Source organism: Paractinoplanes pyxinae (assembly GCF_026626335.1).
GTDB lineage: Bacteria > Actinomycetota > Actinomycetes > Mycobacteriales > Micromonosporaceae > Actinoplanes > Actinoplanes pyxinae.
This window is the reverse complement of record NZ_JAPNTZ010000010.1, coordinates 179,254-206,187: the sequence shown is the minus strand read 5'-3', so window position 1 is coordinate 206,187 and position 26,934 is coordinate 179,254. Positions and strand designations below refer to the sequence as shown.

Below are 26,934 nucleotides of genomic sequence, written 5' to 3'. Positions count from 1 at the left end.
CCGCTACCGGACCGTGTCAATCGATGGACGTCTCCCCGTAGCACACCACTCTTAAAGCCCTCGACAGCACCCGTTTTCCCAGCTCAGGGCGCTGTCGAGAACTTTCTGCAAAGGATGTGTCCAGAAGGGCAACAGACGGCTTAAATCCGGGCAAGGAAGTCGCGGATTAGCGGCACCACGGTGTCGAGCTGGTCCTCCAACAGGAAGTGACCGGAGTCGAACAGGTGGAGCTCGGCCTTGGGCAGGTCGTTCAGGTAGGGGTGAGCGCCGTCGGCCGGGAAGATGAAGTCGTTCTCGCCCCACACGATCAGCGTCGGCGGCTGGTACGTGCGGAAAAACTCCTGGAACTGCGGGTACAGCGTGACGTTGGTGCCGTAGTCGTGGAACAGGTCGAGCTGGATGTCCCAGTTGCCGGGGCGCGCGAGCTGGGTGCTGTCGTGCAGCCAGGCGTCGGGGTCGAGGTGGGTGGCGTCGTGCACGCCGTGCGTGTACTGCGACTTGATCGCCTCGTCGGCGAAGACCGGGGTGAGAGCCTTACGCGTCTCCGGGGTGTCCGAGGCCCAGTTCGCCTTGATCGGGTCCCAGAACTCCTTCAACCCTTCCTCGTACGCGTTTCCGTTCTGGATGATGAGGCCGCTGACCCGCTCCGGCGCCTTCAGGGCGAGGCGGTAGCCGACCGGGGCGCCGTAGTCGAACGCGTAGATCGTGTACCGATCCACGCCGAGCTGGTCGACCAGCCCTTTGAGGAGGTCGGCGTAGGTGGCGAACGTGTAGTCGAACTCGTCCCGCGACGGCGACGCCGAGTGCCCGAAGCCCGGGTAGTCGGGCGCGATGACGCGGTACTTGTCCGCGAGGGCCGGCATGAGGTTGCGGAACTGCCAGGACGACGTCGGGAACCCGTGCGGCAGCAGCACGACGGGCCCGTCGACCGGCCCCGCCTCCCGATAGAAGATCTCGACCCCGTTGACCTCGGTGGTGTGGAACCGCGTTGACATGTTCTTTCCTCTCGTGCGACCTAACCGGTGAAACCGACGTTAGCGGTTGGTCCAGAACACGGTCAACCGGTAAAAAGTTTTTGATCGGTTAGCTGGATCACGGCCGGCGAAGCCAGGCCCAACTCGCCCACCGCAAGCGGGCCGCTCACCGCAACCATCGCAACGTGGGGTTTCAGGGGGCTCGGCCCCCTGAGCAGAAATGGCGAAGGCCCCGGTTCGCGCTATCCGCGAACAGAGGCCTCCGCCGAACGCTCCCCCGATTGGACTCGAACCAATAACCTGCCGGTTAACAGCCGGCTGCTCTGCCAATTGAGCTACAGGGGATCGTGCCGGCACCGTGGCTTCCCTCGGTGCCGGAGAACAGAGTACATGACCGTGGCCCGGGAGCGCGAAGGGGTTCCCCGGCACGCCACCGGCGGGTCAAAACCCTGCGCGAAGGAATACGAAAGCGGCAGCATGGGTATGCACCGACCATCGACGCACGCGCGTCACGAACGGAAGGAGCCGCCATCATGCGCGGAAAGCTGATGTTCATCACCGGTCTCGCGGCGGGCTTCGTCCTGGGCAGCCGTGCCGGCCGGGAGAAGTACGAGGAGATCGCGGCCAACGCCAAGAAGGTGTGGGAGCACCCGACGGTCCAGGAGGCCGCCGGTGTCGCCCAGGCGCAGGCCAACAAGCTGTACAGCGAGAGCAAAGACAAGATCCAGTCGTCGAAGCTGGGCGAGAAGCTGTCGACCACCTCGTCGACGTCCTCGAGCTCGAGCAGCGACTCGGACCTGACCCAGCCGCTGGCCTCCTCCTCGAACAGCAAGCCCTCCAGCAGCACCCTCTGACCGCCCGGCGATGCGAGAGCGTCGCCCCGGTGGTTCGAAGGCTCTGAGGCCGCCCTCAACGACGAGGGCGGCCTCAGCCTTTTCCGATGCGTTTTCCCGTACGCCTCAGGAGCGCGAGAACGCGGCGTCGAACGCGGCCGTCGGGGCGTCGAAGGCCAGCCGGCGCACGAACTGCAGCGCCTCGGGCGCGCCGACCAGGCGGTCCATGCCGGCGTCCTCCCACTCGATCGAGATCGGGCCGTCGTAGCCGATCGCATTGAGCGCGCGGAAGCAGTCCTCCCACGGCACGTCGCCGTGGCCGGTCGAGACGAAGTCCCAGCCGCGCCGCAGGTCGGCCCACGGCAGGTGGGAGCTCATCCGCCCGCGGCGCCCGTCGCCCGTACGAACCTTGGCGTCCTTGCAGTCGACGTGGTAGATGCGATCTTTGAACTCGAGGATGAAGTTGACCGGGTCCAGGTCCTGCCACACGAAGTGCGACGGGTCCCAGTTCAGCCCGAAGGCCGGGCGGTCGCCGATGGCCTCGAGCGTGCGCCGGGTGGTCCAGTAGTCGTAGGCGATCTCGCTCGGGTGCACCTCGTGCGCGAACCGCACGCCCACCTCGTCGAAGACGTCGAGGATCGGGTTCCACCGGTCGGCGAAGTCCTGGTAGCCGCGCTCGATCATGGCCGGCGGCACGGGCGGGAACATGGCCACGGTGTGCCAGATCGACGAGCCGGTGAAGCCGACGACCGTCTTGACGCCCAGCTTGGCGGCGGCACGGGCGGTGTCTTTGATGCGTTCGGCGGCCCGCTGCCGTACGCCCTCGGCGTCGCCGTCGCCCCAGATGTCGGCGGGCAGGATGCCCTGGTGGCGCTCGTCGATCGGGTGGTCGCAGACGGCCTGCCCGACCAGGTGGTTGCTGATCGCGTACACCTTGAGGTTGTACTTGGCCAGCTGCTCGCGCTTGCGGTCGATGTAGTCGGGTTCGGCGAGTGCCCGGTCGACCTCGAAGTGGTCACCCCAGCAGGCGATCTCGAGCCCGTCGTAGCCCCACTCGGACGCCAGCCGGCAGACCTCGTCGAAGGGCAGGTCGGCCCACTGGCCGGTGAAGAGCGTGATGGGTCGCGCCATCGTGTTTCTCCCTCGGAAAAGAGCAGGTGGAGGTGGGCGGCGAGGGAAGGCCGCCCGGCGGCACGACCGGCTTCGGGGCGTCACGACCGGCGGGGGTTGCGCCTCCCACGACCCGGACCGCCCGTCCACGGCAGTGCCAGCACCGACTCTAGACGGATTTCAGCGCGCGGGGCAGGGCTCATTTTCCGGCGCGAGGCCCAGGGCGGCCAGCTCGGCCAGCAGGTACGCGACGTCGCCGGTGATCTGCTCGACCGGCTGACCGGGGGCGCGGCCGACCAGTGTGAGGTTCTCGGTGAGCGGGCTGCGGCCGCCGAACAGCCGGTCGAGGCCGGCCCGCCACGCGCTGGTGGTCGACCCGGCCACGGCGTTGAGCCGCACCTCGACGATCGCCAGGCCGGCGTCGGTCACGGTTTCGATGCCGGCCGCCGGGTCGGGCCAGCACTCGGCGGCGTGACCCAGGTCGAGGCAGACGCCGAGCCGGTCCTTGTCGATGCGGCTGAGCGCGGCCACCGTCTGCTCGGGACTGTCGAGCACCTGCCCGGTCGCGGGCTGGAACCCGACGCGCACGGCTCGCCCGTTCTGCCAGGCGAGGTCGGCCAAGCCGTGCGAAAGGCGGCGCAGGATGCCGGCGGCCGCCTTCTCCTCGGCCTCGCCCCAGCCCTCGCGGGCGCCGAGGCCGATGGTGCTCACGTTGCCGCGTACCGCGTCCTCGTCGAGCAGGTCGAGCAGGATGCGGGCCAGGTCGAGCGTGTACTCGCGACGGGCGGGCTCGGTCCAGTCGGGGGTCTCGCCGCCGCCCTCGCCGAAGGGCGCGCCGCTCAACGTGACGACTTCGAGCCGGCGGGCGTCGAGTTCGGCACGAAGCCGGGTGCGGGCGCGGCTCTCCACGGCGAGGGCGGCGGCGAGCGCGGGAGGAAGCCAGAGGGACACGCCGAGGGCGTCGGCGCCGAGCCGGGCGCGGACCGCGCCGTACGTGTCGAGCTGAGCGACGACGGCCGGTAGATTGCTCGCCGTCGCCGGAGTGATCTCGCAGGAAAGGTGCACGATCCGGCCGGAGGGGTGTCTCAGCCGCATCAGAGTCCTCCCCGGACAAGCGCACCGGCGCATCTGCACGTGCATCGGCACGTGCTCACGGGTCCAGTATGGACCACGTGGCGAGGTGTGCTCGACGCGCGCGTGGCGGGCTTGCGCGTGGTCATGTCGTCTCCATCCGTGGACTCACCTGCCCACGGATACGAGAGTCATGCGTTCTCAGGATCAGCGGCGTACGCGCCGTGCGACGCCGTGACCGGCCACAACATGATCGAAGGCGACCCGTTTAATAGGTAAGGGTCGATCGCCACGCCCGTAGTGACCTGCCGGTAGAACCGGAAAGGGTGGCGCTGAATCGGTTCCACCGGCCTCGATCGATGTGCACCATGTGGGAATTCAGGCATGCACCGAACGATCACGCGTGCGAACGCCTCTCGATCTTGTCGCGTGCGTCAGTGCGGGTGCTCCCCCAGCAGCCGCGTGGCGAGCACGGCGGCCTGCGTGCGACGCTCCAGGCCGAGCTTGGCCAGCATGCTCGACACGTAGTTCTTGACCGTCTTCTCGGCCAGGAACATGCGGCCGGCGATCTCGCGGTTGGTCAGGCCCTCGGCCACGAACTCGAGGATCCGGCGCTCCTGATCGGTCAGGGCGGCCAGCTCGCGCGGCTGCTCCACGCCGTGCCGGATGCGCTCGAGCACCCGCTGGGTCACCGCCGGGTCGAGCAGCGACTGGCCCTGGGCCACCCGGCGCACCGCGTCGACCAGGTCGGTGCCGCGGATCTGCTTGAGCACGTAGCCGGAGGCGCCGGCCATGATCGCCGCGAACAGCGCCTCGTCGTCCTCGTACGAGGTGAGAATGAGGCCCTTGATCGACGAGTCGACCGCCCGCACGTCGCGGCACACGTCGATGCCGTTGCCGTCGGGCAGCCGCGCGTCGAGGATCGCCACGTCGGGGCGCAGAGCGGGGATGCGACGAGCCGCCTCCTGCGCGGAGCCCGACTCGCCGACGACCTCGATGTCACCGCCGGCCTGGAGCAGGTCGACGAGGCCGCGGCGGACGACCTCGTGGTCGTCGAGGAGGAAGACTCGGATCATCGGACCTTCCTATCGCGTACGGAAGGCCTGGTCCAAGGGTCTTTAGTCCCGTCACCGTAATCTGAGGGCGTGGCGGAGCAGATGAAGCCCTCGCTCGGACTGGGACCACTCTCGCGGGTGCATCTCGACGAACTTCTGCAAGAGATGCTCGACCGCGTCGGCGAGGTGATGACCAGCCGGGAACGCCTGCGCGCGCTGCTCGACGCGGTGGTCGGCATCGGCACCGACCTCGACCTGCGCAGCACGCTCCAGCGCATTGTCGAGTCGGCCTGCGCGCTGGTCGGCGCCCGTTACGGAGCGCTCGGGGTGATCGGGGCCGATCGCACCCAGTTGTCGGACTTCATCACGCACGGCATCGACGCCGAGCTGCACGCCGAGATCGGCGACCTGCCGCACGGCCGCGGGGTGCTGGGGCTGCTGATCACCGATCCGCACCCGGTGCGCCTGCCCGACATCACCCGCCACCCTCACTCGTACGGTTTCCCGCCTCACCATCCCCCGATGCACAGCTTCCTCGGGGTGCCGGTGCGGATCCGCGATCACGTCTTCGGCAACCTCTACCTGGCCGAGAAGCAGGGCGCGCCCGAGTTCAGCGACGACGACGAAGAGATCGTGGTGGCGCTGGCCGCCGCGGCGGGGGTGGCGATCGACAACGCCCGCCTGTTCACGCTGGCCCAGCGGCGGGAGCGCTGGCTGGCGGCCACCGCCGAGATCACCGGCGTACTGCTCGGGACCGTCCGGCGTACGGAAGCCTTGCAGTTGATTGCCCGGAGAGCGCGCGAGGTGGCCGAGGCCGATCTGGTGCTCGTGCTGCTGTTCGACGAGTCGTCCTACACGATCGAGGTGGCCGACGGGGCCGACCCGGCCTGCGCGAGCCTGACCGGCGGCCGGATCGCCCTGGACGACTTCGATCCCGGCGGCTACCGGGTGATCGACGACCTGCGCGCCGCCGCCGACTGGCCCGGCCCGGTGCCCGCCGGCCCGGCCGTGATCGCCCCGCTGACCGGCTCGGACACGCCGTACGGCCTGCTCATCGTCACCCAGGCGGCCGACCAGCCGGTGGCCGACGACGACGCGGTGCTGCTGTCGACCTTCGCCGGCCAGGCCGCCCTCGCGCTGGAACGGGCGCGCGCGCAGGAAGAGCGGGAGCTGCTGGCCGTCCTGGCCGACCGGGAGCGGATCGCGCGCGACCTGCACGACGTGGTCATCCAGCGGTTGTTCGCCACCGGCATGCAGCTGCAGGGCGCGGCCTCGCAGACATCGCGAGCCGAGACGACCAAGCGCATCAACGCCACCGTCGACGACCTGGACGAGACGATCCGCGACATCCGCCGGTCTATCTTCGAGCTGCGGGCGCCGGTCGGTCCGTCCCTGCGGTCGGCTCTGCGCGAAGCCGTCGAGGCGGCCGCGCTCGGTTTCCGCCCGACCCTGGACACGAGCGGCCCGGTCGACAGTGCTATCCCCGACGACATCGTCCCGGAACTGCTGGCCGTGCTGCGCGAGGCGTTGTCGAACGTGGCCCGGCACGCCAACGCCGACGCCGTACGGGTCTCGGTGCACGCCGGCTCGTCGGTGAGCCTGCGGGTCGAGGACAACGGCGTCGGCATCCCGCCCGGCGCGGCCCGGGGCGGGCTGCTGAACATGGCCGAGCGCGCGCACGACCTGGGCGGATCGTTCACCGTCGAGCCGGGACCGGACGGCGGCACCGTGCTGACCTGGCGGGTGCCGATCTCCTCCTGAGCGAAGGACCTTCGGCCCTGCCCGGTTCTTCCGGTCCGGCGCAGGCTGATCTCATGACACCGCTCGAGCAGGCCGCCACCGCCGCGTTGCACGCCCCGTCCGTCTTCAACACCCAGCCCTGGACCTGGCGGATCGACGGCGACACGATGGAGTTGCACGCCGACGCGTCCCGCCGGCTCGACGTCACCGACCGCGACGGCCGGTTGCTCGCGCTGAGTTGCGGCGCGGCCCTGCACCACGCGCTCGTCACGCTGGCCGCCCTCGGGTGGTCGGCCTCGGTGACCCGGCTTCCCGGTGACTCGGTGCTGGCCCGCATCCGGCTCGGTTCGCCCGTTCCGCCCGCCTCCGAGCAGCTGGCCCAGGCCATCTCGCGGCGCCGCACCGACCGGCGGCCCTTCGGCTCCCGCACGGTCCCGGACGGGGAACTGACCAAACTGCGGTTGCTCGTCGAGGCCAACGGCGCCTACCTGCACGTCGTGCCGCGCGACGAGATCACCACCCTGGCCATCTCGGCCGAACTGGCCGGGCACGCCGAACTGAACGACGCGGACTACCGCGAGGAACTGCGTCGGTGGACCCACCGCCCGGCGGGCTCGGGTGACGGCATGACAGCGGAAACTGCGGTCGAGCCGGGGCTGCGCCGGGTTCCCGTACGGGACTACGTGCCGGACGAGAAAGCAGGCCTCACAGTCGGGCCCGCGCACGACGAAGGCGCCTCGTTCGTGATTCTGTTCGGCCGCGGCACCACCCCGCTCGAACTGCTCCGGGCCGGCGAAGCCCTGTCGGCTCTCCTGCTGCAGGCCACGGCCGACGGCCTGGCGACCGCCCCGCTGAGCGACGCCATCGAGGTCGAGTGGCCCCGCCGGCTGGTCCAGGGTCTGCTGGCCGACCTGGGCGAGCCCTACCTGGCGGTGCGCCTGGGCTATACGGACGACACCACCCCGCTGCCGCCGCGCCCGCGCCGCAACGCCGCCGACGTGATCGTGACCCGATAGGAGGTGGGGTGATGGCCGGCTACGACCGGGAGGACTTGCTGCGCGCGGCCTCCGCCGGCATCCGCGCACCCTCCCTGCACAACACGCAACCGTGGAAGTTCCGCCTGCGCGGCGGCGCCATCGAGATCCTGGCCGACCCGTCCCGCCGGCTCACCGTGGCCGACCGGGCGGGCTGGGCGGTGCACCTGGCCTGCGGCGCCGCCACCTACAACGCGCGCCTGGCCCTAGCCACGGCCGGCGCGCCGGCTGAGGTCGAGCTCCGCCCCGACCGCGCCCAGCCCGACCTGGCTGCCCGCCTGATTCTGGGGCGGTCGCGTCCCCCGACGTACCGGGAAAAGGACCTTTACGCCGCGATCCCCCGCCGCCACAGCCATCGGGCCCCGTTCTGGCCCGACCCCGTGCCCGCCGAGGCCCGCCGCCGCCTGATCGACGCCGCCCGAGCCGAAAACGCCTGGCTCGACCTGCTGGTCGGAATGGTCCCCCTGACCGGCTTCGCCGAAATAGCAAAAAGCGCCGACCGTGTCCTGCGCCGAAACCGGGACTACCAACGGGAAATGGCCGGCTGGACCCACGCCGACCAGGCCCCCGACGGCGTGCCCGTGACAGCCGGCGCCCCCGCCCCCGAACCGCAGGACCTGCTGCCGCAACGAGCTTTCACCGAACGCCGCCGAGCCCCCGGCCGAGACTACGAACCCGAGCCACTGGTGGCCGTCCTGAGCACACCCGGCGACCGCCCCACCGACCACCTGCAGGCAGGCCAGGCCCTGCAACGAATCCTGCTGACCGCCACCGACGCCGGCCTGGCCGCCTCGATGATCTCCCAGCCCATCGAGGTCCCCGCCGCCCGAGACCAGCTGCGCCGCTCCCTGGGGCGGTCGGGCTACCCACAGTTGGCTTTACGAGTCGGCTACGGCCACCCGGGCCCGCACGCCCCCCGCCGCCCAGTAACCGACGTCCTCCTCCCCTGATCGTTCGTCTTGATGGACGTCGATTGTTAGATTCGGCTCCATGACCGGCCGTCCCCGGAAGCCAGGCGGCGGGACGCCACGTCGCCGGCCCGTGAGAAGCATCGCCGAGGGACAAGCCGCCGTCGGCGAAGTGGTTCCCCCTGGGCACGCGAAGCCGGATGCGAGGCCGCCCGGCAGCCCCGAGACAACGCGTCCGGACGACGAGCTGAGCCGGATGATCGACGTCTACGAACGGCTGGGCGACACTCCGCCGGAGTTCAACGTGGCCAGGAACGACGCCGCGTACGGGAAGACCGAGGGCGCGCACACATTGGCACACCACGGACCCGACGTTCCCCTGCACCGAGATCCGTCTCTTCCCAGAACCATCGAGGGACGCCTTTGGACCGACGGGCATTGGGAGCGTGCCGAGAACTGGTCGTACCGATGGACCAACCACACAACGATGAACCGCGAGATCAACAACTACGTGCGGGACAACTGGGAGAAGATCCGCAACGACCTGGCGATCGAGGGCACGCACACCGGCGCCTTCAACGCCAAGCATCGCGTCGGCGAGGGTTTCTACAACGACGGCGCGTACGGAGCCGGAACACGACATGCTCGGTACGACGCCGCAAGCCTCGTCCGGGTGTCTATCGACCTCGTGCCGGGCTCCGATCCGCCGCAGCCGTTCCTCGTCACGGCGTTCCCCGCGGGCATCGTGCCGTTCGGACTACTGTGACTGCCATGGCGACGCCTGACCTTCCCGAATCGATGCGCGCCCACCTCGCCGCGCAGGAAGCTCAGCCGCCGCTGGAAACCGCCCGCGAGTTTCTGGCCGGCCACCTGTCCGACGCCGACAGCCTCGCCGCCGTACGCGCTCGGCTGCAGCGGATCGCCCAGCACAACACCCGCCTGCACCGCCGGGTTCTCGGCGCCCTGGAAGCCGTCCTCGCGACGTCCTACCCACCCGACACCTTGGCCCGCCTGGTCGGCTGGGACGCCAACTGGGTCCTGGACGACCCCACCGATGCCGGCGCCGCCCAGTTCCTCCGCGACTTGGCCCAGCTACTCCGCGACGTGATCAACGAAGCGGCGTAGACCAGCCGCGGATTCGCCTCGTCAGCCTTCGGTCAGGACGACCACCCTGGCATCGACGTTGAGGATGTGACCGGCGCCCAGCGAGGCCGTCGGCCGGGGCCAGTGCACGTGTCCGCACACCGTGAGAGCTGGGGCGCGCCGCTCGAGCAGGGCCCGAAGAGCCGGATTGCCACGCTGGTCGGCGGTGTCGCCGGTGGGGCCCTCATGCAGGATCAGGACGTCGGGCGGTGGAGTGATGGCGCCCTTCACCGCTGCGTCGAAGTCCTTCTGCGTACGCCGTAACGGCCGGGCGGGGTCGCCGACGACGCCGCTGACACCGGCAACCGTCAGCCCGGCGAAGGTCCGCCGATCGCCATCCAGCAGCGCGACGTCGGAGCCGAGGGCAGCAACCTCCGAAGCAATCACCTCATCGTGATTACCAGCCACGCCGAGAACCGCCGCGCAACCAGCAGCCACGAACGCCAACCACACGTCGATCACCCGCCCCGAAGCGCCGCGGCGGTCAGCGTCCGGAGCCGAATAGAGATCGCCGGCGAGCAGGACGCCGACTTGAGCCGGCGGAGGCAGCAGACCTTCCTCGGCCCAGATCTCCAGGTAGTCCGCGACCGCGATGCCGAGCAGGCCGGGTCGCCCACCGAGCGGCGACGGCGCCACCCCTTGCAGATCCCCGGCCACCAGGATCGCGCCACAGCCGGCGGGCAGCGAGTCGACGCGAAGCCGGTCGACAACGAGCTGCACGCTCTCCGTTCCGCCACCCGGCGCAGCAGCCTGATACGAGATCGCCGCCACCCGCTGCGGCGGTTCGCCGAGCAGCTGCATCACCGGTAAGTCCAGCTCTCAACGACGGGAAGCGAGCGTCCGAGATTCGGACAACGTTCGCGCATGAAGGTCCAGATGGCACATCGTATCGATAGATGCCACGAACAATGACTCCATGGAGCAGCCGTGGGCATGATGGTGGCGGGCCGGAAGATCGCCGAGACGGAAAACGAGGTGCGGTACGAGTTCGGCCTCGACCGCCACTTCGACCGAGTCCTGACGATCGACAAATGCTCGTGGAAGGCGTCCGCCGACGACGGACGACTAGATGCAGCCGCGGTCGCCTTGGCTTCAAAGATCAGGCGCACCTGGGAAGATCACGGCGACTTTCCGCCCGGCGTGGTGTTTTCCAGTTAGAGAGCGGCCTCTTAACTGCTGCTCATTGGTAACCCAGATCCGCGCCAGCGCGAGTGCGCGGCATCGGCCCGATCCACAACGAGGATGGCCTGGCCCGTGCGCTGCGCCCGGAGTCAGGTGGTCGATGCCGAGGACAAGCACGGGTTGACCGTTTGCTTGTTGAGCATTCCGGCCGAAGTGGACGCCGATTGTTAGCTTCGCAGCTGTGGACAGCTTCGTTGAGCTGCCGAAGCCATGACCGGACGCCCGCGCGATGTGTCCGGCGGAACGCCGGCGCACAGTCGTCGACGCGGCGCCCAAGAAACTCGTGCACGCCTTCCGAAGACGGCCGGCAGTGTGGCCCAAGCTCAAGAAGTCGTTACGAGCGTTGCCCGGACCGGGCGGTCGACACCTGATGAACGGCCGATCGGTTTGTACCGGGAAGGCGACGGCATCGTCCGCAACAGGGAAAGAATCCTGATGAGCCGGAAGAACGTTCTGGCCGTCGCCAACAAATACGGGCTCGACATGAACGGCGTCAGGTTCTCTCTCGACATGGTTCGCCTCGGGTCCGGCCCGGGCCGGGAATTCTTTGGCGTGACCATGCCCAACGGCGAGATCAAGCTGGCCCGGGACGCGTTCATGAACGAGGAGCAACTGGCCCGCACACTCGCGCATGAGCGATTTCACCTCGACGAGCTTCGCGACGGCAGAGAGTTCCCCTGGGAAGAAGCCGCCCGCGCCGCCTACGAGAGCCGGGCCTACGCCTATGAGGAACGATGGTGGCAAGCGCACAAGCACCTGATGGACCCGGAGTAGCGACATGGCCGAGATGACGGATTCTCAGCGCACGTGGGAGGCGTGGTTCGACGCCTTCACGAGAATCAGGGATGCGTGGCCCGAGCGAATCTACGTGCCGTGCCCCGACGGGGACGACGGGCGCCTGCACATCACCTACACCGGCAGCCCGGAGAACCGGATCGGCTTCGCGACGCTCTGGTGCGACGTTGGCCGCAACGGCATCTTCCTGCCTCGGGTCGGCATTCCCGAAGGGGCTGACATGCTCTCCTTCGACGCAACGCCCGAGGAGCGGGCTGCTGTCATTCCCGACATCAGGCTCATTCCCACCGATCCCGGCTGAAGGCTGCCCCTGCCGGTTTTGCTTGACGGCTCTACGTCGGCGTCATACTGTCGGTCAAACGATTGAACGATGGTTGGCGGGCTACATGCTGATGGACCTCTCTGGGCGGGCCGCGCTCGTCACCGGGGGCGGTGGCGGGCTGGGCCGGGCCGTTGCGGCCGCCCTTGTTCGTTGTGGGGCGAGTGTTGTCATCGCCGATCTGCCTGGGGAGCGGCTTGAGAAGGCCGCCGCCGAGCTGGGTGGTGTGCCCGCGCTCGGTGTCGACCTGTCCGACCCTGTGACCTGCCGGGATGTGCCTGGGGCGGCAGCCGAGAAGGCCGGGCGGCCGCTGAGCATTCTCGTCAACGCGGTCGGCATCATGAAGACCCGGCCGCCGGCCGAGATCACCGATGACGAGTGGCGGCGGACCCTCGACGTCAACCTCACCGGAGTGTTTCACACGCTCCGGGCGGCGGCTGAGCTTATGAAACAGAACGGCGGCGGCAGCATCGTCACGCTCAGCTCGGTCGCCGGGCGGTCGGGGCGGCCGAACGCCATGGACTACGCCGCCAGCAAGGCCGCACTGCTTTCCCTGACCAAGAGCGCGGCTTTGGCGTACGGGCCTGAGGTCCGCGTCAACGCCGTGTGCCCAGGCGTCTTCCTCACCGACATGTGGTCCGGCATCCTCGCCGACCGCGACCGGGAATTCGGGGACGGCGCGGGCCGGCAATACCTCGACGACGTGGCCGCGCGCACGCCGCTGGGGCGGGTGGGCGACCCCGACGAGCTCGCCAACGCCGTCGCCTTCCTGGTCAGCGACTTCGCCTCGTTCGTCACGGGGCAGGCGCTGAACGTCGACGGCGGACTGGAGATGGACTGATGGAGGTCAACGTGAAGGACGAGCAACTGGCGGATCTCCATGCCATGTGGCGCATCCGGGTGCTGGAAGAGACGATTCTCCAGCTGCGGATCGACGGCGACGTGGTCGGGTCGGTCCACCTCGAGAACGGGCAGGAGGCCGTCGCGGTCGGGGCCTGCCGCACGCTGCGCTCGCAGGACGCGGTGTTCAGCACCTATCGCGGGCACGGCTGGGCCCTCGCGCGCGGCGTGCCGGCCGAGAAGATCCTGGCCGAGCTGCTCTACCGGCAGACCGGCGTGAACGGCGGCCGGGGCGGTTCCGCGCACTTCTCCGCGCCGGAGTACGGCTTCTACGGCGAGAACTCGATCGTCGGGGCGGGCGCGCCGATCGCGGCCGGTGCGGCGCTGGCCGCGAAGTTCGACGGCACCGGGCGGGTCGCGCTCACCGTCTTCGGCGACGGCGCGATGAACCAGGGCGGCGTCTCCGAGACGCTGAACCTGGCCGCGGCCATGGACCTGCCGGTCGTCTTCATCTGCGAGAACAACAAATACTCCGAGCTCACCCCGATCAACGACATGGTGCGCAACCCCGACCTGTCGGCGCGCGCCCATGCCCTGGGCATTCCCGCCGTACGCATCGACGGCAACGACCCGGCGCAGGTGTCCACGGCCGTCGGCCTGGCCATCACGACGGCCGAGCACGGGCGGGGGCCGACCTTCATCGAGGCAGCCACGCGGCGGATCACCGGCCACTACATCGGCGACGCGCAGACGTACCGCCCGGCGGGTGAGCTCGAGGCCGACGAGAAGAACGAGCCGATCGTGCGTCTGAAGAACGCCCTCGCCGCCCAAGGTGTGGCCGCCTCGACCCTGGAATCGGTCGAGCAGCGGGCCCGCGCCGAGATCGCCGCCGCCACCGAGCGCGCGCTGGCCGCACCCCTCACCGACCCGTCGACTGCCCGGGAGCACCTGTATGTCTGAGACGGCCAAGCTCACCTACGGCGGGGCGATCAACGCGGCGCTGGCCCGGTGCCTGGAGCAGATGCCCGAGACGCTGCTGTTCGGTGAGGACGTCGCCCTGCCGGGTGGGGTCTTCGGCGTCACTCGTGGGCTGCGGAAGGCGTACGGGGAAAGGGTTTTCGACACGCCGATCTCCGAGACGGCCATGCTGGGCGCGGCGGTCGGCGCCTCGATGATGGGTCGCCGGCCGATCGTCGAGATCATGTGGGCCGACTTCATGCTGGTGGCGTTCGACCAGATCGTGAACCAGGCGGCGAACGTCCGCTACGTCTCCGAGGGCCGCCTGTCGGCGCCGATGACCATCCGTACGCAGCAGGGCAACGCGCCCGGCGCCTGCGCGCAGCACTCGCAAAACCTGGAGGCGCTGCTTCTGCACGTGCCGGGCATTCGCGTGGCGATGCCGGTGCAGGCCCAGGACGCGTACGACCTGACCCTGGCCGCCGTGGCCTGCGACGACCCGGTGGTGGTGATCGAGAACCGCACGCTCTACGCCGGAGCGAAGGCCGAGGTGCAGATCGGCGGTCCGATCCCGGCCATCGGCGGGCACCGGCTGCGCCGCGCGGGCGACGACGTCACGGTCGTCACCTGGGGTGCGATCACGTCGTCGGTCGAGGCCGCGGTCGACGCCACCGGCATCAGCGCCGACGTCATCGAGGCCGTCTGGCTCAACCCGTTCGACACCGACGCCGTGCTGGCCAGCGTGCGCCGCACCGGCCGGCTGCTGGTCGTGCACGAGGCCAACCTGACCGGCGGTTTCGGGGCCGAGGTGGTGGCCCGGGTCGTCGAGTCGGGCGTGTCGCTGAGCGCTCCCCCGCGTCGGGTCGGCGCGCTCGATTCGCGCATCCCGGCCGCCGTGCAGCTCGCCAAGACGATCTTGCCGCAGACCGACGACATCGCGGCCGCGCTACGCAGTCTGGTGGCCCACTAGATGCGCGGCGTGTGGCATTTCAGCTTCACGGTGGCCGACATCGACCGCTCGGTGGCGTTCTACCGCGACCTGCTCGGCTTCGAGCTGGTGCACCAGCAGGAGCAGAACAACGACTACACCCGGCGCCTGGTCGGCTATGACGACGCCGACCTGCGAATCGCCCAACTGCGGGTGCCCGGCCAGCCGCGGGGCGCCTCGACGCACGACCTGGAACTGGTCGAATACCGGACGCCGCAGGGCGAGCCGTTCGGGCCGGGGCACCGCCACCGGCCCGGCGCTGCCCACCTGGCGATGTGTGTGGAGGACGCGCGGGCCGAGCACACGCGGCTCGTGGCGGCCGGCGTCGAATTTGTGAGCCCGCCGCAAGAAATCACCGCGGGCGTCAACAAGGGCGGATTTACCTGTTACTTCGTCGATCCGGACGACATCACCCTGGAGCTGGTTCAGCCCCCGGCCCGCCGTGAGCCGTAGCATGCAGGTCACCGGAAAGGTGAGCCGAGGGGACGGGGCGGGATGACGGCGCGACGCGGCACGCGGGTGACGCTCGTCGATGTCGCGCGGCTCGCGGGCGTCGACAAGGCGATCGTGTCGCGGGTGGTGAACGAGGACCCGAGCCTGGTGATCCGTCCGGACACGCGCGAACGCGTGGTCGAGGCGATCCAGAACCTGGGCTACCGCCCGAACGTGGCTGCTCGAAGCCTCCGTACGGCCAAGGCGGGCACGCTCGGGCTGGTGATCCCGGACTTCGCCAACCCGGTCTACGCCGAGATCATCACCGGCGCCGAGAGCGCCGCGCTGGCTCAGGGGCACGTGCTGGTGACCGGCTCGTCGACCGGCGCCAACTCGAGCATGGACCGCTACCTCGACCTGCTCGGCCAGGGCCGGGTCGACGGGCTGATGCTGGCCAGCCCGACCACCGCCCACGAGCAGCAGAAGCTGGAAAGCCTCGGCCTGCCGTGGATGATGGTGAACCGCCGCGACACCGGCGACCACCACCGCTTCGTCATCCTCAACGACGCCCAGGCGGCCAAGCTCGCCGTCGAGCACCTGCTGGAGCTCGGACACCAAGAGATCGTGCATGTCGCCGGCCCGTTCGGCGCCGACACCGCCCGCCGGCGCGCCACCGGCTACCGCCAGGCGATGAAGCTCGCGGGCCTCGACGTGCGGGCCGAGAGCATCGCGCGCGGCGACTACACCCCGGGCGGCGGCGCCGACGCGATGGCCCAACTGCTGCGAGGCGGCGTGCTGTCGCCGACGGCAGTCTTCGTGGCCAACGTGGCGATGGCCGTCGGTGTGCTGGACACGTTACGCCGCAACGGTTTGCGCGTCCCCGAGGACGTGTCGGTGGTCGCCGTGCACGACCTGCCGCTCGCCGAACACCTGGTGCCCGCGCTGACGACCGTCCGCATGCCCCTGCAGGAACTGGGCGCGCGCGCCGTCGAGCTGCTGCTGGCCAGCTCCCCCGAAGACGAGGTGGCCGAGGTAGTGAACACCGCGATGGAACTCGTCCAGCGCGAATCCACAGCTCCACTCACCCGCGACTGACCCACAACTTTCACGGCGTCAGCCACCAGTTAACGAGCCACCGAATCCACCGCACCGCCGCCCACCGACCTGACAACGCTGCCCGCAACCGAGTTGTCGGCACCGAGTTCGCGACGCACCTGCCACCAAATCCTCGGCCCTGCTGGCCATCGATTTCTCGGCGCTACCCGCCACGCAATCCAGGGCGTTGCCCGCCACGGAGTCCACGGCGCCGTTCGCCACCTAACTCTCGGCGTTGCTCGCCACGGAGTTCGCGGCGCCCGTTCGCCACCCAGCCCTAGGCGTTGCCCACCGCGGAGCTCGCGACGCCGTACGCCACCTAGCTCTCGGCGTTGCCCGCCACGGAGTACGCAGCGCCGTACGCCACCTAGCTCTCGACGTTGCCCGCCACGGAGTACGCGGCGCCCGTTCGCCACCCAGCCCTAGGCGTTGCCCACCCCGCTCGCGACGCCGTACGCCACCTGGCTCTCGGCGTTGCCCGCCACGGCGATCGCGGTGCCGGTGGTTCCTGAGTTGGCTGGGATGCTCGTCAGCGGGTGGGCGGCGAGGGGTTCCACCTGCACGGTCATCCAGCGCCACAGCGGTAGGGAGGTCAGTGCGGCGTGCAGGTCGTCGGGGTCGGCTGCTGACCAGACGCCGACGTTCGCCAGGCGGCCGGGTAGGCGCCAGATGTGCTCGATCGTGCCGGCCGCTACGAGCTCTTGCCCGCGTTGGAGTTCCGCGTCGAGAAGGGCCTGCCGCTCGTCCTCGGGCATCTCGGGTGGCAGCGTCGTCTCGAGCCGGACCAGGAACCTCATGCCTTCGTACGGAGGAGAAGCGCGTCGAGCGTGCCGTGCGCCTTGTCGAGGGCCGTGCGGCCGGCGCCCTCTTCGACTACGGCCCGCATCATCTCGTTGAGCACGGCCGCGATCTGGGGCCAGCGCGGGTCGACCGGCACCGACCGGGAATGCTGGTGCGCCTGCTCGAGCACGTCGTAGTAGGGCGCCAGGGCGCGGACTCGCGGGTCGGCCCAGCTGTCGCGCCGGGTGGCCGAGCCGCCGGCCAGCGCGGTTCGCACATCCATGTCGTGGGTGGTGAGCCGGCGGATGAGCTCGGCGCTGCGTTCGGGGTCGCGGGCGCCGGCCGGGACGGTCAGCACCCAGTACGCGTTCATGGTGACGGCGCCGGGCGTGGGCGCGCAGCCGACCTTGCCGTGGGTGGGCGAACCGGGATCGGCCGACATGGCGGCGAAACCGCACCAGTTGACCATCATGGCGGCCTCGCCGGCGGCGAAGTGCACGCCCGAACTGACGCTGTCCCACGCGGCGGCGGCCGGGTCGACCACCCGGTCGACGTGCCACAGGCCGTGCAGGAAGTCGACCGCCTCACCGGCGGCGGCACTGTCGAGACCCGAACGGCCGCCGGAGGTGATGAGCTCGCCACCCCGGCTCCACAGGTGGGTCAAAAAGTCGTACACATTGTTGTGCTCGTCGGGGTAACCGGCCAGGACCGTGCCGCGCAGGCCGGTGGAGGGGCGGTCGAACCAGACTGCCTGGTCGCGGAACTGCGTCCAGTCGGTGGGCGGGGCCAGCGGATAGCCGAAGCGGTCGGCGAAGCCCTGCTGCTCCTTGGGGTCGGCGTACAGGTCGGTGCGATAGAGGAAGAGCATCGGGCCGTCGTGGTAGGCGATGCCGTACGTCTGACCGTCCTTGCCCGTCTGCAGCTCACGCAGCGCCGGGGCCCAGGCGTCGGGCTCGGGATTGCCGATCGGCAGGAGCTTGCCGGACTCGATGAGCGACGGCAGCCAGTCGGTGATCAGCATCAGCACGTCGGCCCGGCCGTCGGTGGCCAGCGAGCCCTCGACCACCTCACGCTGCAGGTCCTCGATCTCGAGCAGCTGGTAGCCGGCGTCGACCCCGGGCAGCTGGGCGAGCTGATCGGTGAGGCTGCGCTCGAAACCGTCGAAGGCGCGGCCGAAGATTTCCAGCCGGTGACCGTCGTTCATGCCTGCCTCCATCGCTGCCGTTCAAACGATTGACTAACCTTACACGCAATGGTGATATGGGAAACAGCCCCGAAACGACGACGTGGAGAATTATCGTGCTCCAGCAGCTGCAGCCCATCGCCGCCGCCTGTGATCTGACCGTCCCCGTGCACGCCCGCAAGACGATCGGTGTCGTCGGGGCCGGGGCCATCACGCAGGTCGCGCACCTCCCGGCGTACCGGAAAGCGGGTTTGACCGTCGCCGGCATCTGCGACCTCGACGGCGCCCGGGCCGAAAAAGTGCGGCAGGAGTTCGACCTGCCGCGCACCTACACGCTCGACGAGCTGCTGGCCGACCCCGCGGTCGAGATCGTCGACGTGGCCGTGGTGCCCGAGGCGCAGCCGGCCATCGTGCGGCAGGCGCTGGCGGCGGGCAAGCACGTGCTGGCGCAGAAGCCGCTGGCGGTGAATTCCGAGCTGGGCGCCGAGCTGGTGAAGGCGGCCCAGGCCGCGGGCCGGTCGCTGGTGGTCAACCATCAGATGCGGTACGGCGAGGGCATGGCAGCGGCGCGGGCGATGGCCGAGGCGGGCTGGATTGGCGAGGTCACGGCGGTCGTGGTGGACGTCGACATCGACACCGACTTCACCGCGTGGGACTGGCTGGTCACGTCGCCCCGGCTCGACCTGATGTACCACTCGATCCACTACTTCGACACGGTGCGCGCGCTGATGGGCGACCCGTCGACGGTCTACTGCGCCGGCGGCCGGCGCCCCGGTCAAGCCGTGGCCGGCGAGACCCGTACGTTCACCACGCTGACCTTCGACGGCGGCCGCCGCGGCCTCGTCAAGGTCAACCACGAGAACCACACGGGCGACCAGTCGGCGACGTTCCGCATCGACGGCTCGCACGGCTCCATCCGCGGCACGATCGGCCTGCTCTACGACTACCCGCACGGCCGCCCCGACACGGTCGAGGTCAACAGCCAGGTGCTGCCCACCGACGGCTGGCTGCCCTACCCGGTCACCACCCGCTGGATTCCCGACGCCTTCGCCGGCCCGATGCGCGCCCTCATGCTCGAGGTCGCCGGCGAGGCCCCCGCCCCCACCACCGCGGCCGACGGCCTGCGCACCCTGCAACTGGTCGAGGCCTGCTACGCCTCCCTCGAATCCGGCGAGGTGCAACGCTTCTAGCCGCGGGCCCGCTCGTCCCCGGCGGCCGTGTTGGCCAACCAGCACGCGCCGCCGAGCGGCGTCCAGTCGAACGACTCGACCTGCGCCACGACCTTACGCACCATCTCGGGCGCCGGGTCGGGCCAGCTCTCGAAGCCGTCCTCACCGATGTCGCCCGCGACCATCAGCCCGCCCACGATCAGTCGCTCGAGCACCGTGACGGTGAGCCCGCGGAAGTCGACCCCGGCCGCGTCGGCCGCCTCCCGGGCGGCACCGATCACCGTGTCGACGGGGACCCAGTCGTCGAGCCCTTCGGCCACAAGCTCGTCCACGATCGCGTCGGTGTTCATTCCAGATGCACCTTCCGGTCTCTCTCGCCGGCCCGGAAGATGTCGATCGTCTCGCCGCCGGAACGAGAGCTCAGCCGCCACTGAACGATGCTAGGGAGCGCTACTTCAGGTAGCCGTTGTTGTCGCAGGTGCGGCGGTTCAGGATGCAGTTCTTGGTCTGCTTGGCCATGAAGGCGGGGTCCCACATGACGAAGGCGTCGCCGTGCATGGAGGAGGCGCTTTTGCCGTCCTTGTCGGAGGAGAGGTAGTAGCCGGCCTTCGTGCCTGTCACGCCGTACTGGATGTCGAAGGTGATGGCGGGGATGCGGACCGGGTGGCTGGACGGGCAGGACCGGGCGGAGCCGAAGGCCACGTGCGCCTTGTGGGTGGGGCTGTCGAGGTGCTTGCCGTCCCAGCAGTCGGGGAACTGCAGCATGAAGTGGAACGTGGCGCCCTTGCCGCAGATCGGCCAGTTGCCGTTGTCGCTGCGGGCGACGCCGTCGAGGTCGCCGGGGCCGTAGAAGGCGCAGTAGAACTGGCCTTGCGCGCCGCGCGGGGTGGGGGTCTTCTTCTTCGCGTCGCCGGCGATCATGCGCAGGCCGTTGGGCATCGGCATCACGTCGCCCGAGCTGTCGCGCAGCGAGCGGTAGTAGACGCGGAAGCCCGTGGTCTCGACCGGCTTGCCGGTGGCGTTGTCGTAGAGCGTCGGCACCCAGTAGGCGGAGTGGTCCTGCGCCGGCTTGCAAGTGCTGGCGGTGAATTTCATGAGGTCACCGGCCGTCGTGTACGCGTCGAGCTTCTTGTTGCCGACGAACGAGTGCATGTGCGACGCGCCCGGCAGCCCGGGAAGCACGATCGGGTCGTCGGCTTTCCGGTGGCTGTAGGTGCAGTCGGCCCGGAACTCCGGCAGGTTGCCGACGCTGCCCGGAGCAGGGTCGACCTTCCTGGCCTTGTACGCGTCACTTTGCTTCTGCCACGCCGCCTGGTCGACGGGAATCCAGCCGGCCTTGGGCGCCTCGCGCGCGGGCGACGTCGTCTTCGGCGCCGCCTTGACTGTCGTCGACGCGCTCGCCGACGGCGTCGGGACAGGGACGGACGGAGTGGCCGATGTCTGGGCAGCCGGCCGTGAGGTGACGGCAACGGCCGCGGCCGCAGGCGCCGCCGGGTCCGGGGCTGCCGACTCGCCGCCTGTGTAGGCCAGGGCGACCGCTCCGGCCGTCACCGCCACCACGGCCACCGCAAGGCCGGCGCCGACGGCCACCAAGGCGCGCCGGGGACGGCGGTGACGAGGCTGCGGGCTGACCGGCTCGGGCCGGCTGTTCGTCGCATACGACACGGAGTGCTCCTGACCAGGGACGGCGCGGAGGAAGCGCTTGATCACTGGCTTAGGAGACCGGCCGCACGGCAGCCGATAACAGAAACGAAGCCCGACGGCGCCGTTGCCGTCGGGCTTCTGCTCTGTCAGTGCCGCACTAACTCTTTGTTCTCGGTGGTGCTCGCGGCCGGCGGTTCGCCGCCGCTGCCCTTGTTGCGGCGCAGGGCCAGGCGGAAGCGGCTGCGTTCGCGCTTGCTGGTCGCCGTGTAGAGGGACGCCGCGGCCACGAGCACGGTGCCCTGGACGACGTTCTGATAGTTGGAGCCGATGTTCAGCACGTTGAAGCCGTTGCTCAACGTGAACAGGATCAGCGTGCCGACCACCGACTTGGCCACGTAGCCCGAGCCGCCGAACAGCGACGTGCCGCCCAGCACGGCGGCCGCGATGACGGTGAGCTCGCCGCCGGTCAGCACCGTCGGGTCGACCGAGTTGAACCGGCCGGCGTAGAGCACGCCCACCATCGCCGCGACCGTGCCGTTGAGCACGAACGCCACCATCTTGTAGCGGTCGACGTCGATGCCGGACAGCCGCGCCGCCTCGGGGTTGCCGCCCACCGCGTACAGGTTGCGGCCGACCACCGTGAAGCGCAGCACCAGCGCCGCCAGGACGGCCAGCACCAGCATGATCCACACGGGCGCGGTCTGCGTCAGCATCAGCGGGCGGAACACGGCCAGCAGGATCAGCGCCAGGCCGGCGAACCACAGGCCGGCCGTCGACATGATCGACGAGCCACGACGGATCAGGAGGACAGCGCCGGCGACCAGCAGCACGCCGATCACGATGGCCGCGGCGATCGGCAGCGTCCAGCGGGCGGTCGCGATGTCGAGCAGCGTCGTGTCGGTGGCCGTGATGCTCTGGCCGTCGAGGATCGCCTGCACGACGCCGCGCACCGCGGTGAGCGTGCCGAGCGTGACGATGAAGGCGTTGACTCCGAGCTTCTGCACGAGCACGGCGTTGATCAGGCCGACGAGAGCGCCGGTGACGAGGGCGGCCAGGAGCGCGACCACCGGACCGTACGAGTCAATTGTCTTCAGCGCGACGGTGCCGGCCAGCGCCGCCGTGGACGCCACCGACAGGTCGAAATTGCCGCTGATCAGTACGACCGTCATGAAGATGGCCAGGATGGCGATCAGGGCCGACTGGTCGAGGATGTTGCTCAGGTTGACGCTGCTCAGATAGCTCGGCCGGCCCTGCGCGGCCGAGGTGATCGTGAGGATCGCGACGAGCGCGATGAACGCGTACACGACACCGGCGGCGCGGGGCGCGAGCGAGCGCCGCCACGAACCGTGGTCGGCGGTTGAGGTACTCATGCGGGTTGCCCCTCCTTCAGACCACTGGCCAATGCCGTGACCTCGTGCAGATCGGTGTCGGCGACGCGCAGGTCGGCGACGATTTCGCCGCGCCGGATGACCAGGATCCGGTCGCAGGCGGTGAGCAGCTCCTCGAACTCGCTGGAGACCATGAGCACGCCCCGGCCGTCGTCGGCGAGCCGCCGCACCAGCTGGAGGATGTCGGCCTTGGCGCCCACGTCGACCCCGGCCGACGGCTCGTCGAGAAGCAGCACGCGGGCCGGCCCGTACACCCATTTGGCGAAGACGACCTTCTGCGCGTTGCCGCCGGAGAGCTCGCCCACCGCCGACTCGGTCGACCCGCACACGATGCCCAGGTCGTCGACGGCCTGCTGGGCCAGCGCCTTCTCACGCGCGGCGCGCGGCAGCAGACGCCGCCACGACATGCCGCTCAGGTAGGGCAGCGAGATGTTGCGCCAGATCTCCCAGTCGCGCACGAAGCCCTGCCGGGCCCGGTCCTCCGGAACCAGTGCCAGCCCGGCCTTGACCGCGGCGCGCGGCGACTGCCGGACGGCCCGGTCGTCCACCCGCACCTCGCCGGTGCACGCCGGGTCGGCCCGGTAGATCGCCTCGAGCAGCTCGGTGCGGCCGCTGCCGAGCAGGCCGGCCAGGCCGACGACCTCACCCTCGTGGATGGTCAGGTCGACCGGCCCGAAACGTCCGGCGGAAGAAAGCTCGCGCACGCTCAGAACGGGCTGCCCCAGCGAACGAGCCGCCGGAGCCGAGGACTCCATCCGGGCCAGCCGCTTGCCGACGATCGCGGTCACCAGGCTCTCGACCGTCACGTCGGCCGTCGGCGAGTCGACCACCACGAGCCCGTCCCGCAGCACCGTGAGGTGGTCGGTCAGCGCCATCACCTCGTCCAGGAAGTGCGACGTGTAGACGAACGTCGTGCCGGTGTCGCGCAGCCGCCGCACCGAGCGGAACAGCACCTCGCGCTCGGCCGGCGACAGCGCCGCGGTCGGCTCGTCCAGCAGCACGACGTCGGGGTTGCGGGCCAGCGCCTGCAGGATCGCCACCATCTGGCGCGCGCCCACCGACAGCTCGGAGACCAGCTCGGCCGGGTCGAGCTCGTAGCCCACCCGCTCACACAGGGCCAGCAGGTCGGCGCGCCGGGCCGCCGCGTCCCACCGCTTGGTCTCGCGGCGGCCCAGGAACACGTTCTCGACCACGGTCATCGCGTCGACCAGCGGGGTGTGCTGGTGGACGGCGGCCATGCCCGCCTCGAGCGCCTGGCCGGGGTGGGACCAGTCGACCGGGTCGCCCTTCCACTCGACCGTGCCCGCGGTGGCCTGCTGCCAGCCCGACAGGATCTTGATGAGGGTGGACTTGCCGGCGCCGTTGGCCCCGATCAGCCCGTGCACCGTGCCCGGCAGCACCCGCATCGAGACGCCGCGCAGGGCCCGGGTGCCGCTCGCGTACGTCTTCTCGACGTCGCGAACGGCGAGGACGGGCGACGTCACCATTGCGGCGTGCACGAGTCGACGTTGGCCTTGGTGACGCCCGGGGTGTCGTAGAACGTGGTCTTCGGGGCGCCGGAGAGCTTGCCGGTCACGGCGTCGTGCAGCAGCTGCACGGCCATCTCGCCCGAGTCGTACGGCTTGTAGCAGACCGTGCCGACCAGGGTGCCGTCCTTGACCGCGGCGATGCCGGCCTCGGAACCGCCGACGCCGATGATCTTCGCCTTGGAGTTGGCCGACTTCACCGCGGCCGCGCAGCCGACCGCCATGTCGTCGCTGATCGCATAGATCAGGGCCAGGTCGGGGGTGGCGGCCAGGATGTTCTGGCAGGCCGACTGCCCGTCCTGCTTGGTCCAGCCGCCGGGCTGGGTGGCGACGATCTGGTAGCCGCCCTTGGCGTCGAGCGCGGCCTTGAACTTCTCGACGCGGGTGGTGTTCTCGTCGAAGCCGGGGGCGCCGGTGATGACCGCGACCTTGCCGCCCGGCACCTCTTTGACCGCCATGTCGCCCGCGGTCTGGCCGGCGCCGCGCTCGTTCTCGGTGACGATGAACTTCAATTTGTCGTACGGGCTTTCGACGTCACGGTTGGCGCCGACGTACCCGTGGACGGTGCCGACCGGGATGTTCGCGGCGGCCGCCTGGTCGACCAGCGCCTGGCCGGGGCCGGGCGACAGCGGCACGAGCAGGATGCCGTCGACCTTCTGCGCGATCAGGTCCTGCATCTGGCTGGCCTGCTTCTGCTGGTCGCCCTGCGAGTCGAGGGTCACCAGCTTGATGCCGAGCTCGTCGGCCTTGGCCTTGGCCCCCTTGGCCAGGGCGGCCGGGAAGGTCACCGACTCCTGCTGATTGGCCAGGCCGAAGGTGAGCTGCTTGGCCGGGGCGGACGCGCCGGCGGCCGCGGTGGACTCGGACGCCGACTCGGTGTCGCAGGCGGCGGCGCCGGCCAGAAGAAGGCTCAGGCCGGCGGTGGCGGCCAGGCTCCGGGACAATTTCATGAGAAAGCTCCTGTTGAGACGGTGAGGGAGAGGGTCAGGCACGCCACTCGGTGAGGGCGGCGTCGCAGATTCGGCGGGCCGAGCCGACGTAGGCGGCGGGCTCGGGAAGGGTGTCCGCGATCGTGGACCAGGTGACGTCCCCGACCTTGGCGCGCACGGCGTCTCGCAACGAGGAGCCCTCGGACCGGGAATCCCGGACCGCGCCGTACACCAGTTCGTGTGCCTTGTCGCGCCCCAGGGCGGCGGCCAGGGCGATCATGTAGGCCTCGGCCATCAGCCGGCCGCCGTCGAGCTCGAGGTTGGCCGCCATGCGCTCGGGGAAGACGCGCAGCCCGTTGGCGATGGTGGCGGCGGCCCGCAGGGCGCCGGCGGCGGCATTGAGGGTGGCCGGCACGGCCTGCCACTCGACCTGCCACTCCCCCGCGGCCCGCTCGTGACCGGCCTCGATGGCGCGCAGCACGGCCTGCGCGTTGGTCTCGGCCATGACGCCGAACCCGACGGCCAGCTCGGACGAGATGGGGTTGGCCTTCTGCGGCATCGTCGACGAGGCGCCGCGATACATGCCGTCGGCCTCGGCGATCTCGCCCACCTCCGTACGGGAAAGATCGACGACCTCACGGCCGAGCCGCACGCACGAGGCCGCGGCCAGCGCGGCGGACTGGGTGAGCTCGCCGATCCGGTCGCGGGCGACGTGCCAGGACTGCTCGGTGTCGGCCAGCCCGAGACGAGCCGCGAGATCGGTGCGGACCGCGCCGGCCGTCTCGCCCAGGGCAGCCGACGTGCCGCCCGCACCGAACAGCGAGACCACCGACACGGCCTCACGAGCGCGGACGAGGCGGGCGCGGTGCCGGGTCATCTCGGACAGGAAGACGGCCATCTTGGCCCCGAAGGTGGTGGGCACGGCCTGCTGAGCGTGGGTGCGGCCGGCCATCACGGTGCCGGAGTGCGCCTCGACCAGCTGAGCGAGCCCGTCACCGACCGAGCCGACCAGCTCGAGCAGGCGGCTCGCGGCGTCGCGGACCTGGAGGGCGAGAGCACAGTCCATGATGTCTTGCGTGGTCGCGCCGTAGTGCACGAACGCGGCATCACGGTCTTCCAGCGCCTCGCAGATCATCCGAACGAGCGGGAAGATCGGGTAGCCCACGTTGGCCGACTCGGCCCACAGCCGCGGCAGGTCGATCACGTCGAGCCGGCACGCCTGGGCGATCCGCTCACCGGCGGCGTGGTCGATCACGCCCGCCGTCGCCAGCGCCCGGCCCAGCTCGGCCTCGACCAGCAGCCAATCCGTGACGGCCCGCTGCTGAGAGAAGACGGCCGCCATCGGCTCGTCCCCGCCGAGCTGGGTCAGAAGATCAAAGGCCACGGCGCGCTCGCTCTCGTCTGTGCCCGTTCGAAGCAGCACTCAATCGTTTGAACGATGCGAGAGTATGACGCAGGCCACGTGCTAGGCAACCGTTTGAACGGCGGAGATTTTTCCAGGGTGTTACGCCCGGCTTACCGGACGACCTCGCGGCCGGCCGGCGAACGGGGGACGGCCGGAGGGCATTCCCCGGAATTGATCGACGAAAACAATTCTCTAATCTCCTTAATGGACAATTACCAGGCACGAATCACCCATTCGAGTGGTGGTGTCCATCACTTTCGGGTCGCCGGAAACGCGAATGAAACATCATCGTCGCCGAACATGAAAACCCGATTGGGGGCGATTCGTCCCGACGATATTTCCCTTTCACCGAAGGTCAGGCGAAATTGCCACGGCTCATCGGCTCCAGGTCGCGAGGCGAACGACCGATGCCTGGTCAAGCGGTCGGTCCGACC

At 69.9% G+C, this 26,934-nt stretch carries 28 protein-coding genes and 1 tRNA gene; 15 read left to right on the top strand and 14 right to left on the bottom strand.

Features of this window, described 5'->3' with window-relative positions; all coding sequences use genetic code 11:
* Positions 1–140: 140 nt before the first annotated feature.
* Together OWR29_RS28100 and OWR29_RS28095 are read right to left on the bottom strand one after the other, a co-directional pair.
* On the bottom strand, positions 141–995 hold the full coding sequence (locus OWR29_RS28100) for an alpha/beta fold hydrolase (protein WP_267566268.1): 855 nt from the start codon (positions 993–995) through the stop codon (positions 141–143).
* A gap of 251 nt (positions 996–1,246) precedes the next feature.
* Positions 1,247–1,319 (bottom strand) — tRNA-Asn (locus tag OWR29_RS28095).
* 188 nt (positions 1,320–1,507) lie between these two features.
* On the opposite strand from OWR29_RS28095, the gene OWR29_RS28090 reads away from it, so the two are divergent.
* A complete protein-coding gene (locus OWR29_RS28090; protein ID WP_267566267.1) occupies positions 1,508–1,828 on the top strand; it encodes a hypothetical protein in 321 nt (106 codons plus the stop codon).
* A gap of 105 nt (positions 1,829–1,933) precedes the next feature.
* On the opposite strand, the gene OWR29_RS28085 is transcribed toward OWR29_RS28090, so the two are convergent.
* From OWR29_RS28085 to OWR29_RS28075, 3 genes are all read right to left on the bottom strand, one after another.
* Entirely contained in the window at positions 1,934–2,938 is a 1,005-nt protein-coding gene (locus OWR29_RS28085) for a sugar phosphate isomerase/epimerase family protein (protein WP_267566266.1), read from the bottom strand.
* A 159-nt stretch (positions 2,939–3,097) separates the two neighbouring features.
* Positions 3,098–4,012 (bottom strand): sugar phosphate isomerase/epimerase family protein, encoded by a 915-nt coding sequence (locus OWR29_RS28080; RefSeq protein WP_267566265.1) that lies wholly within the window; start codon positions 4,010–4,012, stop codon positions 3,098–3,100.
* Between the two features lie 410 nt (positions 4,013–4,422).
* Positions 4,423–5,064: a response regulator gene (locus OWR29_RS28075; RefSeq protein WP_267566264.1), complete on the bottom strand. Its 642-nt coding sequence runs from the start codon at positions 5,062–5,064 to the stop codon at positions 4,423–4,425.
* Positions 5,065–5,145: 81 nt separating this feature from the next.
* On the opposite strand from OWR29_RS28075, the gene OWR29_RS28070 reads away from it, so the two are divergent.
* The 5 genes from OWR29_RS28070 to OWR29_RS28050 all read left to right on the top strand — a co-directional run bounded on the left by OWR29_RS28070 (position 5,146) and on the right by OWR29_RS28050 (position 9,850).
* Entirely contained in the window at positions 5,146–6,804 is a 1,659-nt protein-coding gene (locus OWR29_RS28070) for a GAF domain-containing sensor histidine kinase (RefSeq protein WP_267566492.1), read from the top strand.
* Between the two features lie 53 nt (positions 6,805–6,857).
* On the top strand, positions 6,858–7,799 hold the full coding sequence (locus tag OWR29_RS28065; protein ID WP_267566263.1) for an Acg family FMN-binding oxidoreductase: 942 nt from the start codon (positions 6,858–6,860) through the stop codon (positions 7,797–7,799).
* An 11-nt stretch (positions 7,800–7,810) separates the two neighbouring features.
* The gene (locus OWR29_RS28060) at positions 7,811–8,767 is read left to right on the top strand and encodes an Acg family FMN-binding oxidoreductase (protein ID WP_267566262.1); all 957 of its coding nucleotides are present in this window, start codon (positions 7,811–7,813) and stop codon (positions 8,765–8,767) included.
* A 214-nt stretch (positions 8,768–8,981) separates the two neighbouring features.
* Positions 8,982–9,491, top strand: coding sequence for a hypothetical protein (locus tag OWR29_RS28055; RefSeq protein ID WP_267566261.1), 510 nt, complete (start codon positions 8,982–8,984; stop codon positions 9,489–9,491).
* Between the two features lie 5 nt (positions 9,492–9,496).
* Entirely contained in the window at positions 9,497–9,850 is a 354-nt protein-coding gene (locus tag OWR29_RS28050; RefSeq protein ID WP_267566260.1) for a hypothetical protein, read from the top strand.
* Positions 9,851–9,871: 21 nt separating this feature from the next.
* On the opposite strand, the gene OWR29_RS28045 is transcribed toward OWR29_RS28050, so the two are convergent.
* Complete coding sequence (locus tag OWR29_RS28045; RefSeq protein ID WP_267566259.1) at positions 9,872–10,669, bottom strand: metallophosphoesterase family protein; 798 nt, start codon at positions 10,667–10,669, stop codon at positions 9,872–9,874.
* 126 nt (positions 10,670–10,795) lie between these two features.
* Here OWR29_RS28045 and OWR29_RS28040 point away from each other — a divergent pair, with 126 nt between their 5' ends.
* The 8 genes from OWR29_RS28040 (at position 10,796) to OWR29_RS28005 (ending at position 16,476) form a co-directional block, all read left to right on the top strand.
* The gene (locus OWR29_RS28040) at positions 10,796–11,026 is read left to right on the top strand and encodes a hypothetical protein (protein ID WP_438872664.1); all 231 of its coding nucleotides are present in this window, start codon (positions 10,796–10,798) and stop codon (positions 11,024–11,026) included.
* 234 nt (positions 11,027–11,260) lie between these two features.
* Complete coding sequence (locus OWR29_RS28035; RefSeq protein ID WP_267566258.1) at positions 11,261–11,824, top strand: hypothetical protein; 564 nt, start codon at positions 11,261–11,263, stop codon at positions 11,822–11,824.
* A 4-nt stretch (positions 11,825–11,828) separates the two neighbouring features.
* The gene (locus tag OWR29_RS28030) at positions 11,829–12,146 is read left to right on the top strand and encodes a hypothetical protein (protein ID WP_267566257.1); all 318 of its coding nucleotides are present in this window, start codon (positions 11,829–11,831) and stop codon (positions 12,144–12,146) included.
* Between the two features lie 85 nt (positions 12,147–12,231).
* Positions 12,232–13,005, top strand: coding sequence for an SDR family NAD(P)-dependent oxidoreductase (locus OWR29_RS28025; RefSeq protein ID WP_267566256.1), 774 nt, complete (start codon positions 12,232–12,234; stop codon positions 13,003–13,005).
* On the top strand, positions 13,005–13,964 hold the full coding sequence (locus OWR29_RS28020; protein WP_267566255.1) for a thiamine pyrophosphate-dependent dehydrogenase E1 component subunit alpha: 960 nt from the start codon (positions 13,005–13,007) through the stop codon (positions 13,962–13,964). Before OWR29_RS28025 ends, OWR29_RS28020 begins: the two co-directional genes overlap by 1 nt.
* Entirely contained in the window at positions 13,957–14,931 is a 975-nt protein-coding gene (locus OWR29_RS28015; RefSeq protein WP_267566254.1) for an alpha-ketoacid dehydrogenase subunit beta, read from the top strand. Before OWR29_RS28020 ends, OWR29_RS28015 begins: the two co-directional genes overlap by 8 nt.
* Before the next feature lie 9 nt (positions 14,932–14,940).
* Positions 14,941–15,402, top strand: coding sequence for a VOC family protein (locus tag OWR29_RS28010; RefSeq protein WP_267566253.1), 462 nt, complete (start codon positions 14,941–14,943; stop codon positions 15,400–15,402).
* A 42-nt stretch (positions 15,403–15,444) separates the two neighbouring features.
* Positions 15,445–16,476 carry a LacI family DNA-binding transcriptional regulator gene (locus OWR29_RS28005; RefSeq protein ID WP_267566252.1) on the top strand — a complete coding sequence of 344 codons (1,032 nt, stop codon included), beginning with the start codon at positions 15,445–15,447 and terminating at the stop codon, positions 16,474–16,476.
* Positions 16,477–16,898: 422 nt separating this feature from the next.
* Here the strand turns inward: OWR29_RS28005 and OWR29_RS28000 are convergent, their stop codons facing one another.
* Positions 16,899–17,273: a muconolactone Delta-isomerase gene (locus OWR29_RS28000; RefSeq protein WP_267566251.1), complete on the bottom strand. Its 375-nt coding sequence runs from the start codon at positions 17,271–17,273 to the stop codon at positions 16,899–16,901.
* Positions 17,270–18,460 carry an extracellular solute-binding protein gene (locus tag OWR29_RS27995; protein WP_267566250.1) on the bottom strand — a complete coding sequence of 397 codons (1,191 nt, stop codon included), beginning with the start codon at positions 18,458–18,460 and terminating at the stop codon, positions 17,270–17,272. Before OWR29_RS27995 ends, OWR29_RS28000 begins: the two co-directional genes overlap by 4 nt.
* Before the next feature lie 95 nt (positions 18,461–18,555).
* On the opposite strand from OWR29_RS27995, the gene OWR29_RS27990 reads away from it, so the two are divergent.
* The gene (locus tag OWR29_RS27990) at positions 18,556–19,629 is read left to right on the top strand and encodes a Gfo/Idh/MocA family protein (protein ID WP_267566249.1); all 1,074 of its coding nucleotides are present in this window, start codon (positions 18,556–18,558) and stop codon (positions 19,627–19,629) included.
* Here OWR29_RS27990 and OWR29_RS27985 read toward each other — a convergent pair.
* From OWR29_RS27985 to OWR29_RS27960, 6 genes are all read right to left on the bottom strand, one after another.
* On the bottom strand, positions 19,626–19,958 hold the full coding sequence (locus tag OWR29_RS27985) for a hypothetical protein (protein WP_267566248.1): 333 nt from the start codon (positions 19,956–19,958) through the stop codon (positions 19,626–19,628). The genes OWR29_RS27990 and OWR29_RS27985 overlap by 4 nt on opposite strands.
* 100 nt (positions 19,959–20,058) lie before the next feature.
* Positions 20,059–21,273, bottom strand: coding sequence for a DUF1996 domain-containing protein (locus OWR29_RS27980; RefSeq protein WP_267566247.1), 1,215 nt, complete (start codon positions 21,271–21,273; stop codon positions 20,059–20,061).
* A gap of 125 nt (positions 21,274–21,398) precedes the next feature.
* Entirely contained in the window at positions 21,399–22,622 is a 1,224-nt protein-coding gene (locus tag OWR29_RS27975) for an ABC transporter permease (RefSeq protein ID WP_267566246.1), read from the bottom strand.
* A complete protein-coding gene (locus tag OWR29_RS27970) occupies positions 22,619–24,139 on the bottom strand; it encodes a sugar ABC transporter ATP-binding protein (RefSeq protein ID WP_267566245.1) in 1,521 nt (506 codons plus the stop codon). Before OWR29_RS27970 ends, OWR29_RS27975 begins: the two co-directional genes overlap by 4 nt.
* Complete coding sequence (locus OWR29_RS27965) at positions 24,121–25,116, bottom strand: sugar ABC transporter substrate-binding protein (RefSeq protein ID WP_267566244.1); 996 nt, start codon at positions 25,114–25,116, stop codon at positions 24,121–24,123. The genes OWR29_RS27970 and OWR29_RS27965 overlap by 19 nt, the downstream gene beginning before the upstream one ends.
* A 34-nt stretch (positions 25,117–25,150) precedes the next feature.
* Positions 25,151–26,479 (bottom strand): class-II fumarase/aspartase family protein, encoded by a 1,329-nt coding sequence (locus tag OWR29_RS27960; protein WP_267566243.1) that lies wholly within the window; start codon positions 26,477–26,479, stop codon positions 25,151–25,153.
* Positions 26,480–26,934 lie beyond the last annotated feature (455 nt).